The following is a 14,350-nucleotide window of genomic DNA, read 5'->3' on the forward strand; positions in this document are numbered from 1 at the left end:
CGCCCCTTGATCCTGGCCTGGTGCTGAACAGATACAAATTAGATAGATGGTCCCGGGCTTTCTGCCGGTTTTGAGCAGGCCGCAACGGAAAAAATGCACCGCCGAAGCGGTGCATTTTGTGGGTGTTTATTAAAGTAGACCAGCCTCTTTGTAGTATTTAATAGCGCCAGGATGCAATGGGGCAGAGAGACCATCCTTGACCATCTCTTCTTTTTTCAGATTTTCAAAAGCTGGGTGCAGACGCTTGAAATCGTCAAAATTATCGAACACGGCCTTAACAACATGATAAATCACATCTTCAGGAACCTTGGTGGAAGAAACAAAGTTCGCACCGACACCAAAGGTTGTCGTAGTCTCGCTATTGCCGCGATACATTCCACCCGGGATCGATGCGGCACGATAATAATCGCGCTCGGCAACCAGCTTGTCGATTTCAGGGCCGGTTACGTTAACCAGTACCGAGTCACAAGCAGTCGTTGCTTCCTGAATCGAACCGTTCGGGTGGCCAACGACGTAAACAATGGCGTCAATACGATTATCACACATGGCAGCAGACTGCTCGGCAGGACGCAACTCAGAAGCCAGACGGAAGTCACTAACGGTCCAACCAAGAGCGTCAAGAACAACCTCGGTGGTGCTACGTTGACCGGAACCGGGGTTACCAATATTCACGCGCTTGCCCTTAAGATCCTTGAAGTTGCGCACACCGGAATCAGCACGGGCAACAACAGTGTAAGGCTCGGGATGAATGGCAAATAAAGAACGCAGGTCTTTATTGGGGCCGGCAGCTTCAAAGGTGCTGGTACCGTGATAGGCATGATATTCCCAGTCAGACTGGACAACGCCGAGGTCCAGATCACCGGCGGCAATGGTGTTCAGGTTATAAATTGATCCACCGGTACTTTCAACCGTGCAACGGATACCGTGATCTTTACGATCCTTGTTGACCAGCCGGCAGATCGCACCGCCAGTGGGATAGTAGACACCCGTGACGCCACCGGTACCAATGGTGACAAACTGGTTGGCGACCGCTTCGGGGACAGGAGTCATCCCGATAGCTACGGTCAGGGCGAGGGCATACATAAACAGCTTTTTCATGGTTTTCAGCCTCCTAGATCTATGATTGATGAAAAAAGCCCACCCGATGTGGGCGAAAATATAGATCGAAAGCGCCACTATAACACAATGACCGGCACTGACAGGACATTTGTTGCTTAAAACAGTCTGGTGAGGTGGGGACCGGGCGCATCAGGCAGACACAAAAGTCCTCAAGCAGCAAGCAGTGCCGGAATTATAACCATTAGAAGGACAATAATCAAGGCGTTCAGACAAGTGCACAACGCTTGCACAATAGCCGGAAGTCGGCCCGGCACCCGCCTGACTGAGAGCTAAAAACGCGCATGACCTGGAGTGCGTGGGAAGGGAATAACGTCACGAATGTTTTCCATGCCGGTCAGATACATGAGCAAACGCTCAAAGCCGAGACCGAAACCGGCATGGGGACAACTTCCCCAGCGCCGGATATCCAGATACCAATCCAGGCTGGCGGGTTCAATTCCGTGCGCGATCATGCGCTGTTCCAGCACCTCCAGGCGCTCTTCACGCTGACTGCCGCCGATGATTTCACCGACCCGCGGCACCAGCAGATCCATGGCGGCAACGGTTTTGTTGTCATCATTGCGGCGCATGTAAAAGGCCTTGATCTGCTGCGGGTAGTCGGTAACAAAAATCGGCCCGGCAAACACCTCTTCGGTCAGATAACGCTCATGTTCCGACTGCAGGTCCTGTCCCCAGGCCACCGGAAACTCAAAGGCTCGACCCGACTGCTCCAGCAGTCTGATCGCCTCACTATAGCTCACTCGGTGAAACTGCCCCCCGACAAGCTGTTCGAGGCGATCAATCAGCCCCGGCGCAATACGCTCGTTAAAAAAAGCCAGGTCATCACGGCAATGCTCCAGAGCGTAGGTAACCAGATAGCGGAAGAACGCTTCGGCCACCTCACAGTTCCGCTCCAGGTCGGCAAAGGCCATCTCCGGTTCAATCATCCAGAATTCACTGGCATGACGACTGGTATTGGAATTCTCAGCCCGGAAGGTTGGGCCAAAGGTATAGATATCGGCGAAAGCCATGGCGAACAACTCACCCTGCAGCTGACCACTGACCGTCAACCCGGCCCTGTTGCCGAAAAAGTCCTGTGCCCAATCGATCCGGCCATCAATCATGGGAGGGGTAGCAGGGTTCAGGGTGGTTACCCGGAACATCTCACCGGCGCCTTCGCAATCATTGGTAGTAATAATCGGGGTATGGACATACAAAAAACCCCGCTCCTGAAAAAACTGGTGCACAGCAAACGCCAGGGCACTACGCATGCGAAAGACCGCACCAAAGGTATTGGCCCGCGGACGAAGATGGGCGATGCTGCGCAGATATTCAAAGCTGTGGCGTTTTTTCTGTAACGGATAAGCGGCATCGACCCCACCGAGCAACTCCAACTGGTCGGCCTGCAGCTCCCATGATTGCTCGGCGGCCGGTGATGGCACCAGATTTCCCTGCACAGCAATGCAGGCCCCGGTGCCCAGTGCGGTCAGCGCCGGCGCCTCCAGCAGGGAGGCAGCAACAACGATCTGCAGTGAACCCTGGCAGCTGCCATCATTCAGGGCAATAAAAGCAATATCCTTTCCCCGGCGCACCGACCTGACCCAGCCGCAGACGCGGATCTGCGGTTGTTGCTTTGAACTGTTGAGTAACTCCTTAACTGTGGATCGAGATGTCGACATCTGCATACCAGTCCTTTGGTTCAGTACCACCAGCGAACGACGTGAACGACCAGCGGTCGTTAATCAACAAAGCGTCCGCCACGCGACTCGATAAAAGATCCATATCTTTTATCCACCTTCACTATATGCTCAAGCAGCCAGGTACGCAAAAAATTCAGCAATTCTCGGGCGGCGCTCTCATCCATGGCAGCATGGTCGGTTTTTCGTTTTTCTACTGCAGCAACAAGACGTTGATGCTCCTGCTGATGTTCCTCGAAGCCGGAGAACTGATATTCCTGCATCAGCCTTTCTTCGTGAGCAAAATGCTCCAGCACATAGACATCCAACATCGCAACGACATCGGCATACACTTCATTCCCCCGTTTGTCGCGCACCGCCTCAAACAGGACATTGATCTGCTTAACCAGCTCTTGATGTTCTTTGTCCAGCACCACGATACCGGTTTCATATACCTGTTTCCACTTGATTATCGCCATCTTCACCCTCTGCTAATGCCTGCTAGTTTTCATTAAGCGTCGGCAGGCAAACCTCGAAACTGCTGCCGCTACCTGACTCCGACGATACCGACATAAAACCCCGATGATTCTGGGTAATAATATGATACGCAATCGATAAACCCAGGCCCACCCCCCGACCTACTTCCTGCGTGCTATAAAAAGGATCAAACACCCGGCGACACACCTCAGGGGACATCCCTGTGCCGTTATCTCTGACTTCGAGGCAAACATAACTGCCTTTAGCTTCAAGTCGCAGGGTAATCTGCGGATCAGCATCAACATTCACCAGCGCTTGCGCGGCATTTTTCAACAAAATCAGGATCACCTGTTGAATCTGCCCGGCATCACAGACCACCTCCGGGATAGAATGATAATTACGAACAATGGCGATGCGTTGAAATTTCAGCTGGCGGCGCATGTCATAGTCGCTGACCGCCAGATCCAGGGTTCGTTCGACCAGATCATCCAGAGCATGGCGCGAGAAATCACTGCCCGATGAGCGGCTGAAGGTCTGAATATTTTCAACGATTTTTGCTGCCCGGGTACCGGCTTCGGCAATCGAACCAAACATGATGTCACACTTCTTCTCGTGTAGATAGGCAGCAATGGCCTTCATCGAGGTGCCTAGCTGTTCAGCTGTTTCACAGTTTTTACTGAATTCCGGGGACAAACGTCGCTGAAGAACCTGCACTGTCTGTAAAATCACCGCCAGTGGATTATTCAGCTCGTGGGCAAAGCCGGCCGCTAGTCCGGCAACGGATTCTATCTTTTCTTTCTGAATCAGGATCTGTTCCAACGCTACCTGTTCCGTCACATCATCCATATGAATGACCGCGCCACCGTCCTGGGAACTGGGCAGAGGATAAATCAGGATATTATAGTGCCGCTTCGCTTTGCTCCGGTCCTGCCCATACCCTTCAACCTGTTGCAGGCGAACCGGTTTCTGGCTGGCCAATGCAGTCTGTAACGCGGTCAGGATGGTTTTGTATTTAATCAGCTGGAGGGCATCCTTCAGGGCGATTCCTCTAGCGTGGGAAGAGCTCAATCGGCATTCCTGCTCCGCCCGCCGATTCCAGAGCGTTATCTTCAGCTCCGCATCCACCGCGATCAGAATGGACGGCATGGAATCAATGATGCGCTGAAGAAAGTTTTTCAACTGGTTCAAACTTTCTTCAGTGGTCTTACGCAGGGAAATATCCTGCATGGTTCCTTCGATAAACAGGGGTTCCTTGTTATCACTGTAGACCAGATGATTATTGAGCGCCATCCAGAAGAACTGGCCATCTTTACGCTTTGCCGGCACTTCAAAATCTTTGCTGGCGCCATGGTCATATAGCAGGCGGAGCAACCGCCGACGATCTTGCGGATTGACGTACAACTGGTTTTCAAGATCATCATAATAAGCAAGAGCTTCCGCCTCTGTGGTGTGTCCCAGCATCGCCACCGCAGCCGGATTCAGGGCCAGGAACCGACCATCAAGACTGGCGCGGTAGATCCCTTCGGTAGCGTTGGTGAAAATTTCGCGGTAGCGGCTCTCTGAGTCCCGCACGGAAACGAAGCTCTTTTCAAGGCTGCCCAACATATCGTTGAACACCGACTCGATCTGATCCCATTCGTCGGAACGTTCCAACCGCATAGGGGTCGAGCGATCGCCCTCCTGAAAGGCCCGCAAGCGCTCCCCTACCTGCCCCATCGGCTGTTGCACGTGACGGATAAACAACCAGCGATGACTGCCCAGAACAGCTCCTATCAGGACAAAACAGACGGCCAGCGCACCGGCAAAAACCTGACGCAAGGTAGTGCTGATCTCCTGTCTGGCTGTTCTGACGGCGCCACTGGCTTGCAGATCGAGATCCTGCATCGCAGCCGTGATCCGCTCGGTCAGGAGGTTAAGACGCTGCCCCTGTTCGCTCAGCAGGGCAATGTCACGCTGATGTTGATGGAGCAGATAAGCCATATGGTCAATCCGCCCAAGCAACTCACGTCCGAACAGATTGGCGGGAAAGTCTCTGGCGGAAAACTTACCGGCAATGGCCTTAATCGGTTCAAGTTGGGCAAGGATGGCGCGCTGATCCAAGGGCAGGAAAATCTGCTCGTAGGTGCGATCAACCGACAAAAACATCGTCAAAACTTGCTGAAAACCAACCCGTAACTGGCGCAGCTCGACGAAGGTCTTCATCACCGTATCATCAACAGATCCTGCCATGATCTGCCGCATAAGCCCTTCGCTGTTGAATATCAGCAGGTCATCCAGCCCTTCTTCCTGCCACCGCCGTTGTAAAAAGGTATAGTTTATCCAGTAAGCGCGATGAAGAAAATGTTGATATTCTTCCTGCAGCTGATAGAGCAGATGGCGCTGCTCATGATCCCTGACCTGTCCGGCCAGCTGTTCAATGAACGCTTCCAACGCTCGACCTTCAGTCGCAACCAGGTCCCGATTCCCGTAAAAAGTAGCACGGAACACCCCCAGACGCGCTACCAGCACACCAAAATCAGAACGATTCTGTGAATTATCGAGGGCCTGCTCAAAACGATTCCCGATCAGTTGGTCAACATTGTCCTGCAGGCGTGCCAACAGCAGGAAGACAACGACCGTTGTCAGCAGAAAAATCAGCAGAGAGAAAATCGAAAGGATCCTAAGACGTGAATTAATAGAGGTGAATTTGCTGTGAACAACCACCATAAGAAACCTGTCGTCTTAATACCTAAAAAAGATAAAAGAAGAAAAAAGCACGTAACTGTTCCGCACCGGATCTTCGGATCCTATGTCGAGGGACGCTGTTCGTCATCCATGTCCGCTTTTTGTCGCCGTCCCTGGCGACAAACACCCTTGCCACAGGAGCCCTGACCTTGCACAAGGATCGTGCTGAATAGTTAAGGCACATCGCCAAGCGGAGAAGAGATAATTAGCATGCTCAAACGTTATTTACAAGGATCAAGGCATAAAAATAAGCAGCCCGGGACAAATCGCCACACCTGCATCTTCCGCATGCCGGAACTACCGGAATCTCAAGGTGAAAATTACTTATATTCGCGCGATTTGAGAAACTCGATCCCTTCCCACTGTTCGAGGGTATGCTGTAAACGCCACTCACTGGCGGCCAGATAGGTCAGCTCCCCTTCGGCATCGATAGCCAGATTGTTCTGGTTTTTCTTCTGGAACTCTTCCAGGCGCTTGCGGTCTTTGGCACGAATCCAGCGAGCGGTGGTAAAATCGACACCTTCGTAGACCGCGTTAACATTGTATTCGGCTTTCAAACGCTCCATGGTCACGTCAAACTGGAGAACGCCCACAGCACCCAGGATAAACTCAGCACCATTGACCGGCTTGAACACCTGGACGGCACCTTCTTCGGCCAATTGGATCAAGCCCTTTTGCAACTGTTTGGACTTGAGGGGGTCCTTCAGCCGGACGCGACGAAAGTGCTCCGGCGCGAAGCTGGGTATGCCCGTGAATTTAAGGGGTTCCTTATCGCTGAAGGTGTCACCGATCTTAATCGTGCCATGATTGTGCAGACCGATGATATCCCCGGGAAAAGCCTCTTCCACATGGGCGCGATCCTGGGCCATAAAAATGGTCGCATTGGCCAGGGAAATATCCTTGCCGATCCGGTGGTGGCGCACCTTCATGCCACGGCTGAATTTCCCCGAACAGATCCGCAAAAAAGCAATACGGTCGCGGTGAGCCGGATCCATATTCGCCTGGATTTTAAACACAAACCCGGAAAACTGCTCTTCATCCGGCGCCACCATCCGTTCGGCCGCCGCCCTGATCCCCGGCGGTGGTGCCAGTTCAACAAAGGCATCCAGCATCTCCTGCACACCGAAGTTATTGATGGCGCTACCAAAAAACACCGGCGTCTGGTTAGCACGCAGATACTCATCGCGATCAAAGGGGTTGGCCGCGCCCTGAAGCAATTCAATGTCATCCCGCAATTCCTGCGCCTGGGTACCGAGCAATTGATCAAGTTCGGGACTGTTGATGTCATCAATGCTGATGATGTTGGTCTTGCGGCGGTCTTCGCCGGGGCGAAACAGGTGCAACTCGTTGCGGTAGAGGTTATAGACCCCTTTAAAGCGCTTCCCCATGCCGATCGGCCATGACAATGGCGCACATTCGATCTGCAGCTTTTCCTCGATATCAGCGAGGAGATCAAGGGGGAATTGCCCCTCGCGGTCGAGCTTGTTGATGAAGGTCAGCACCGGGGTATTACGCATCCGGCACACTTCCATCAGTTTTTCGGTCTGGGGCTCGACCCCTTTGGCACTGTCGATGACCATCAGGGCACTGTCCACCGCGGTGAGAACCCGATAGGTATCCTCGGAAAAATCCTGGTGACCGGGGGTATCAAGAAGGTTGATCTCAAAATCACGATAGTCAAACTTCATCACCGAAGAAGAAACAGAAATCCCCCGCTCCTTTTCAATATTCATCCAGTCACTGGTGGCGTGACGATCCGACTTGCGCGCCTTGACGGTTCCGGCCATCTGGATGGCGCCACCAAACAATAACAGCTTTTCGGTCAGGGTGGTTTTACCGGCATCCGGGTGACTGATAATACCGAAGGTGCGGCGTTTGGCTATTTCCTGCTGCAAAGTCATCTGTAATTTCTCCGTTTAAGCAATTAATTACCTTGGTTGCTCACTTCACTCAAGTTATTGATTCGGAATGATAAAGCATTCACCACTGAGGCGCTGAGAAATTCATAAAAATCTGATGTTCTCTGTGACTCTGGCGAGCGCAGCGAACGGGTGGTGAATAGCTTTTGCCCTCACTGGGGACAAGGGCATAAGCTGGTTTTTACGTCCTGTTACTTCGTGATGTTAATTTTGCGCCAGCGCTTGTGCAGCCAGAACCATTGGCCGGGATCGCGGCGGATGGCCTGTTCGATGATGTTCGTCAGATACTGGGTATTTTCAGCCAGTGCGGCCTCACCGTCACCCTCAAGCAGTAGCGGGGGATCGATCCAGACGTCATAGCGATTATCCGGCCGGCGCAGACAAAAGGTCGGCACAATCGGGATCCTGTATTTCATCGCCATATTGGTGATGGCGGTCGTTACGTACGCTTTACGACCAAAAAAATCGACCGGCACCGAACCCGGTGGCGATATATGCTGATCGAGCAACAAACCTATAGCGCGTCCCGATTGCAACGACTTGAGGATCTGCCGGGCACCCTTGCGACTGCTGATAATATCGGCACCGAAGTGGGTGCGAATCCGTTGAAAGTAAGCGTCCGTCAGACGATTTTTTAACGGTTTGGCGATAGTATCAAGCGGCACGCCCAGGGCCGGGAACACGTAGTTTCCCGCCTCCCAAAAACCAAGGTGACCGGTCAGCAGAATAACGCCGCGTCCCAGGTCCTGAGCTTCGCGCAGATGCTCAACGCCACGGATCTCGAAATATTCCTCGGGCGTATCGACAGCAAACAGATCAAGGCGTAGCGAATCGACCGCGGACATCCCCAGCTGTTCAAAGTTGCGCTTTACCAGCGCCGTAATTTGCTGCGGGGACCAGTCTGGAAAAGCCTGGTGCACATTATCTTCCGCCAACTTGCGGCGCGCCGCCAAAAACCAGCGACTTAAACTGCCGAGCCGGCGGCCAAAACGCAATGCCGCCTGGCGCGGCAACGCACGGATCAGCGGCGCAACAGCCAGCAGAGCCGCGTATTCAAGCCGATGTCTGAACAGAACAGGTTTCAGGTTCTTTGCAGGTTTTGCCATTTTTATAGCCATTTCGATAACATGCCGACCGGTGACTATAGCCTATCTTTACTCGCAGAAGAAAGCCTCTTGTCAGCAAAAAGCACCTCTGTTTCTCAGCCCATCGACCAACTGACTCGACAGACACTGAAATTCTTGACCGATCAGGTCGATCCTTTTATGCTGTGCGGCGGTAATTCCCGCCCTCTTTCAAGGAGCAATGACATGGCCGTCCATGAAGTCAACCATCCTCTGGTTAAACACAAACTCGGACTGATGCGCCAGCACGACATCAGCACCAAGGATTTTCGCGAACTCGCCTCCGAGGTTGCCCGACTGCTGACCTACGAGGCGACCAAAGATCTGGAAACCGAAGATGAAACCATTGCCGGCTGGAATGGCCCGGTGACGGTACAGCGGATCAAAGGGAAAAAAATCACCGTGGTGCCGATTCTACGCGCCGGCCTGGGGATGATGGACGGAGTGCTGGATCTGATTCCCAGTGCCAGGGTCAGCGTTGTCGGACTTTATCGCGACGAAGAAACCCTGCAGCCGGTGACCTATTTTGAAAAGTTGACCAGTTCGATGGAGGATCGTACCGCACTGATTCTCGACCCGATGCTGGCCACCGGCGGTTCTCTGGTCGCCTGCGTTGACATGCTCAAAAAAGCCGGTTGCACCAGTATTCGTGGCCTTTTTCTGGTAGCGGTTCCGGAAGGAATCGAGCGCGTCAGCAAGGCGCATCCCGATGTCGACATCTATATCGCCTCCGTCGATGAACGCCTTAACGAAAACGGCTACATTATCCCCGGCCTGGGTGATGCCGGGGATAAAATTTTCGGCACCAAGTAACCACTTTCATCCGCTTCAGGAGACCCAATGAAAAAAGTCCACGCCCCTACTGACTACCACTTTCGCCTGCAGGATGGTCTGCTGGGTGCCCAGATGCTGTTTGTTGCTTTCGGCGCCCTGGTACTGGTTCCGCTGCTGACCGGGCTCGATGCCAATGTCGCCCTGTTTACCGCCGGAGTCGGCACCCTGGTGTTCCAGATCATCACTCGGGGCAAGGTTCCGGTATTCCTGGCTTCCAGCTTTGCCTTTATTGCTCCGATTATTTACGGGGTTGGCCAATGGGGAATTGCCGGAACCATGTGCGGTCTGCTGGCCGCCGGTGGGCTCTATATCGTTTTGAGCATCCTCGTGCGCATTTTCGGTAGCGGCATTCTCCACCGGTTCCTGCCGCCGATTGTGGTCGGGCCGGTCATTATGGTCATCGGCCTGGTCCTTGCTCCGGTAGCCATTCATATGGCCTCGGGGCGGACCGGCGACGGGTCCGCCTGGCTGGTTCCTGAAACCACGGCTTACATCATTGCCGGCATTGCCCTGACGGTGACGGTGCTGGTGTCACTACTGGGGCACGGCATGTTCCGCCTGATCCCCATTCTCTGCGGTATTATCGCCGGCTATGGTGCTTCCCTGCTGTTTGATCTAAGCGGCCTGACTGCGACACTGCATGCCTCTTTTGATCCCGGTGATCTCCCCAACTGGACGGGCCCAGCGCTGATCTCCATGCAGAAGGCGATCGAAGCGCCCTGGCTGGCCATCCCCAATTTCACCATGCCGGTGTGGAATCTGGAAGCCATCCTCTTCATCGTCCCCATCGCCCTGGCGCCGGCCATTGAGCATTTCGGTGATGTCATGGCAATCGGCGGTATCACCGGCAAAGATTATGTCCGGGACCCCGGTATCCAGAACACCCTGCTCGGTGACGGCGTTGCCACCAGCGTTGCCGCACTGCTCGGTGGCCCACCCAACACCACCTACTCCGAAGTTTCCGGCGCCGTTGCCCTGACCCGTTCCTTTAATCCGGCCATCATGACCTGGGCAGCTATTGCGGCTATCATTCTGGCTTTTGTCGGCAAGCTCGGTGGCCTGTTAAGCACCATCCCGGTTCCCGTCATGGGCGGTATCATGGTTCTATTGTTCGGTGCCATCGCCGTTATCGGCATCGGCACGCTGGTCCGAGCCGGCACCGATCTGATGCAACCCCGCAACATGGCCATTGTTGCGATTATCCTGGTCTTCGGCATCGGTGGCATGACCTTCGACCTGGCCATCGTCAAACTCGGCGGCATCGGTTTGGCCGGTATTATTGGCGTCGTGCTCAACCTGATTCTGCCTTACAGCGTCCACGATTAACCCCCATCACGACAAAGCGGCTCCTTACCCACAGGAACCGCTTTGTTCTAGGACAGGGAACGACGGCCATTTTTCTGCCCATCGCTACCAATGAAAATCTCCGATCCGCTCCGGCTGATAAAAAATCTCTTCAATACGCTGGTAACAATATTCTTTGAGCACTGTCAACCATCTTTTCGTTTCAATCCACGCCCCCGCGCGGGGGGCGACGCCGACCGATACCATGTCCTTTATCATCTGTTTTTGTTTCAATCCACGCCCCCGCGCGGGGGGCGACCTCTTGCTGGGCAAAAAAAGGGACCTCACTGAGGTGTTTCAATCCACGCCCCCGCGCGGGGGGCGACCGCATGCTGCTAAGAGCATGATTCTACTTTGTTTTTTTCTTCTTTTTCGCGCACCTGTTTTCTTTGTCGCAAATGCACGTCAATTTTTTCCATTGGTCAGACTTTCTATTTGTTTTTCAAAGACCTGCGTCCGCGCGAACCTGCCGGGAAATCACCCACAGCTTGGGGTTCGCTACAGAATCAATGGCCCTTCCTGATCGACCCCTTCCTTGGCACCAACATGCTCAACCCGCTTTCTCCAGTTTGCCCCGAGAAAATAGAACCTCAGGCTATCCTGATGATGATCGATGACGTCAATCAGTTGTTGGCGCATCTTCGTCCACTGTCCCGGATCGACAATGCATTCAAAAACCGAGTATTGAACCCGCTGACCATGATTCTGACAAATTCTTGCCACCCGGCGCAGTCTCCTCGCTCCCGATTTTTCCATGGTCGACACGTCGTAACTTACCAGCACCATCATGATTCATCTCCACAGAAACGGGGGATACTCATCGAGATCGCCACGTAAAAAACGACTGAGCAATTGGGCTTGGGCAATAACCAGCATTCCGACCGGAACTTTCTCTTGTAAAAAGGGGTGCTCAATCTCTTCCTGTTTACGTTTCTGGTAGGCGACCAACACCTCCTTTCGAGTTTCGTCCGACATTTTCACTGCGCCGGATTCGGTTAGGGTAAAACCCTTCTTTTTCACTTGTCCGAGATTGATCAGTGACAACACCAAACGATCCGCCAGCATGGGACGAAACTCTTCCATTAGGTCCAGAGCCAGGCTTAAGCGCCCCGGTCGATCCCGATGCAAAAAGCCGACTGCGGGGTCAAGCCCGACACTTTCCAGAGCAGATCGTGCATCGTGATAGAGCAGTGAATAAACAAACGACAGCAAGCAATTGACAGGGTCGAGAGGGGGCCTGCGATTGCGCCCGGAAAAAACGAAATCATTCTTATTCGTAACGATCAGGTGATTAAACTGATCAAAATAATCCCTTGCAGTTCGGCCTTCGAGACCACGAACACTATCCAGATCACCCTCCTGCAATAAGCGCTCGGCGTAGCGGGAAAAACTTTTTACTGTCTGTTCAATCCCGGAATTCCCAATTTTATCGCCATGATCACGCAAGGCTCGATGAATACTGGTTCGGGAATTGATCACTTTGCCGAAAACAAACATCCGGGCAAGTTGCGCGGAGTGTTTGTCGCAGTCCGCCCGACGATACTGTTCCCGCCGCAGCAACACATTGCCCGAAACCGACCCCTGAACCCGTGCCAGAAAGCGACCGTATTCGGTCATGAAGCTGACGGAAACATGATTCTCGGCACAATGCCCGAGCAGAAAAGGACTGCACAGCACATTACCGAAACACACAATCGAACCCAGAGTGTGGATCGGCAGGCGCAGTCGGGTTTCACGCTCAACATTAACGACGACGGTTTCCCCTTCTTTATTGAGATAAGCACCCTGGGTGGTGACGTAAAGGGTATTGAGCATTTTTCTCATGGCAGCCCCTCCAGAGCGCGGGCAAGATAGTCCGTAACGGATTGATGTCCCTGACAACTTTTCGGCATGCAGAGTTGCAACAGTGAACATTGCTCACATTTCTGTGAATAGATCGCCTTTGGCGTTATCCCACCGGCAATTAGCTGGTGTGTGTTCTGAATTGTTGCGCTGGTCAGGCCTCTGAGGTTCTTGTCGAGCGCGATCTCCTTGCGCCGGCGTTTCTGCCCGTAGTAGAGGGCACCCTGGGGGATTTCAACCTTCAGCATTTCCTCCAGACAGAGGGCCTGGGCACAGAGTTGCACTTCGTCGCACGAGTCGGCTTTGGGGCGACCGCGTTTATACTCCACTGGCAGCACACTGCCGTTATCATGAAACTCAACCACATCTGCTTGCCCGCTCAAACCGTAATGGGCAGAGCAGATCGACAGGGTACGTACAACCCGCAGTGATCCTGTTCGTTCGCTTTTTCCGCTATCGGCACGTTCATGCAGAACCCTGCCCTCGGCAGTGTAGCGATTTTCCGCCCACAGCTGCTCAATGTGGATCAGGGCGCACTGGCGCGGACAGAACAGGTAGTGCTGAAGGGCGGAAATCATGATGTAGTCGGATTCTGCGTACATATCAGTCTTTACGTAATTGTTTTTGATAATCTCTGTTCAACTGTTCCATCAGCTCCTGTGCCTCCGCCTGCCGACGGTAAGTGTTTTTCGATTTTTCCGTTAGATGACGAGTGCCTTTGATGTCCGTTTCCTGTAACGAAAAGGCCCAACCACCGAGCTGACGCGAAATGCTCCGCGCCAGCGATTTCAGATCTGAAATTTGAGATCTCAGATGATTAAACGCCGCCATGCGTTCAATCACATGGCAGATTGATCGCACTTCACCAGCGGAACCTTTGGCGTAATACAAAAACTGGATCAGCTCCGGGGTTGTGCCGCGTTCGAATCCTTCCGCTATGTTGTTCGACACCGACAGAGAGGCCCGCTGAATCTGGTTGGCAATGTCACCCCGTCCGCGAAAAGCGGAATTTTCCGTCACCTCAAAAACCTTTACGGTCAAGTCCACTCCGGACTTCCAAACCGGTACATCCTCAAAATTTTCGTATTTCATCTTTCCCCTCTCGCCGTTGTGCATAGCGCTGCACAACGGCTATTTCAAATTTGAAATTTCAGATCTCAGAACATTGACAGCAGCCTCTGTGAAATATGCAATCTGAGATCTGAAATCGCCTGTCGCATGTGCGACAGGCGTTACAGTTTCTCGATTATCTCAACCCCCGCCGGGGCCGTGCCGACCGTCACGTCATAATCCTTGAACGACCGCGCTGGAC

12 protein-coding genes are annotated in these 14,350 nt (G+C 53.3%); 2 read left to right on the plus strand and 10 right to left on the minus strand.

Annotation, left to right across the window (positions count from 1 at the left end; translation table 11 throughout):
* Nucleotides 1-129: 129 nt before the first annotated feature.
* The 6 genes from ICT70_RS03910 to ICT70_RS03935 form a co-directional block, all read right to left on the minus strand.
* Nucleotides 130-1,098 (minus strand): TAXI family TRAP transporter solute-binding subunit, encoded by a 969-nt coding sequence (locus ICT70_RS03910; protein ID WP_191154075.1) that lies wholly within the window; start codon nucleotides 1,096-1,098, stop codon nucleotides 130-132.
* Between the two features lie 290 nt (nucleotides 1,099-1,388).
* Entirely contained in the window at nucleotides 1,389-2,777 is a 1,389-nt protein-coding gene (gene asnS / locus ICT70_RS03915; protein WP_191154076.1) for an asparagine--tRNA ligase, read from the minus strand.
* Nucleotides 2,778-2,836: 59 nt separating this feature from the next.
* The gene (locus tag ICT70_RS03920; RefSeq protein WP_191154077.1) at nucleotides 2,837-3,253 is read right to left on the minus strand and encodes a bacteriohemerythrin; all 417 of its coding nucleotides are present in this window, start codon (nucleotides 3,251-3,253) and stop codon (nucleotides 2,837-2,839) included.
* Nucleotides 3,254-3,275: 22 nt separating this feature from the next.
* Nucleotides 3,276-5,957 (minus strand): ATP-binding protein, encoded by a 2,682-nt coding sequence (locus ICT70_RS03925; protein ID WP_191154078.1) that lies wholly within the window; start codon nucleotides 5,955-5,957, stop codon nucleotides 3,276-3,278.
* Between the two features lie 338 nt (nucleotides 5,958-6,295).
* A complete protein-coding gene (locus tag ICT70_RS03930; RefSeq protein WP_191154079.1) occupies nucleotides 6,296-7,876 on the minus strand; it encodes a peptide chain release factor 3 in 1,581 nt (526 codons plus the stop codon).
* Nucleotides 7,877-8,085: 209 nt separating this feature from the next.
* Entirely contained in the window at nucleotides 8,086-9,000 is a 915-nt protein-coding gene (locus ICT70_RS03935; RefSeq protein WP_191154080.1) for a lysophospholipid acyltransferase family protein, read from the minus strand.
* 204 nt (nucleotides 9,001-9,204) lie between these two features.
* Here ICT70_RS03935 and upp point away from each other — a divergent pair, with 204 nt between their 5' ends.
* Nucleotides 9,205-9,831, plus strand: coding sequence for a uracil phosphoribosyltransferase (gene upp, locus ICT70_RS03940; RefSeq protein ID WP_191154081.1), 627 nt, complete (start codon nucleotides 9,205-9,207; stop codon nucleotides 9,829-9,831).
* A gap of 27 nt (nucleotides 9,832-9,858) precedes the next feature.
* On the plus strand, nucleotides 9,859-11,178 hold the full coding sequence (locus tag ICT70_RS03945; RefSeq protein WP_191154082.1) for a uracil-xanthine permease family protein: 1,320 nt from the start codon (nucleotides 9,859-9,861) through the stop codon (nucleotides 11,176-11,178).
* Between the two features lie 516 nt (nucleotides 11,179-11,694).
* Here ICT70_RS03945 and cas2 read toward each other — a convergent pair.
* The 4 genes from cas2 to ICT70_RS03970 are packed head-to-tail and all read right to left on the minus strand — an operon-like array spanning nucleotide 11,695 to nucleotide 14,130.
* Entirely contained in the window at nucleotides 11,695-11,985 is a 291-nt protein-coding gene (gene cas2, locus ICT70_RS03955; RefSeq protein ID WP_191154084.1) for a CRISPR-associated endonuclease Cas2, read from the minus strand.
* Between the two features lie 3 nt (nucleotides 11,986-11,988).
* Nucleotides 11,989-13,020, minus strand: a complete 1,032-nt coding sequence (gene cas1c, locus ICT70_RS03960; protein WP_191154085.1) for a type I-C CRISPR-associated endonuclease Cas1c — start codon at nucleotides 13,018-13,020, stop codon at nucleotides 11,989-11,991.
* Nucleotides 13,017-13,640: a CRISPR-associated protein Cas4 gene (gene cas4, locus ICT70_RS03965; RefSeq protein WP_191154086.1), complete on the minus strand. Its 624-nt coding sequence runs from the start codon at nucleotides 13,638-13,640 to the stop codon at nucleotides 13,017-13,019. Before cas4 ends, cas1c begins: the two co-directional genes overlap by 4 nt.
* Nucleotide 13,641: 1 nt before the next feature.
* Entirely contained in the window at nucleotides 13,642-14,130 is a 489-nt protein-coding gene (locus ICT70_RS03970; protein WP_191154087.1) for a four helix bundle protein, read from the minus strand.
* Between the last annotated feature and the right edge of the window lie 220 nt (nucleotides 14,131-14,350).

The sequence above is a fragment of the Pelovirga terrestris genome, from assembly GCF_014773365.1.
Lineage (GTDB): Bacteria > Desulfobacterota > Desulfuromonadia > Desulfuromonadales > Geopsychrobacteraceae > Pelovirga > Pelovirga terrestris.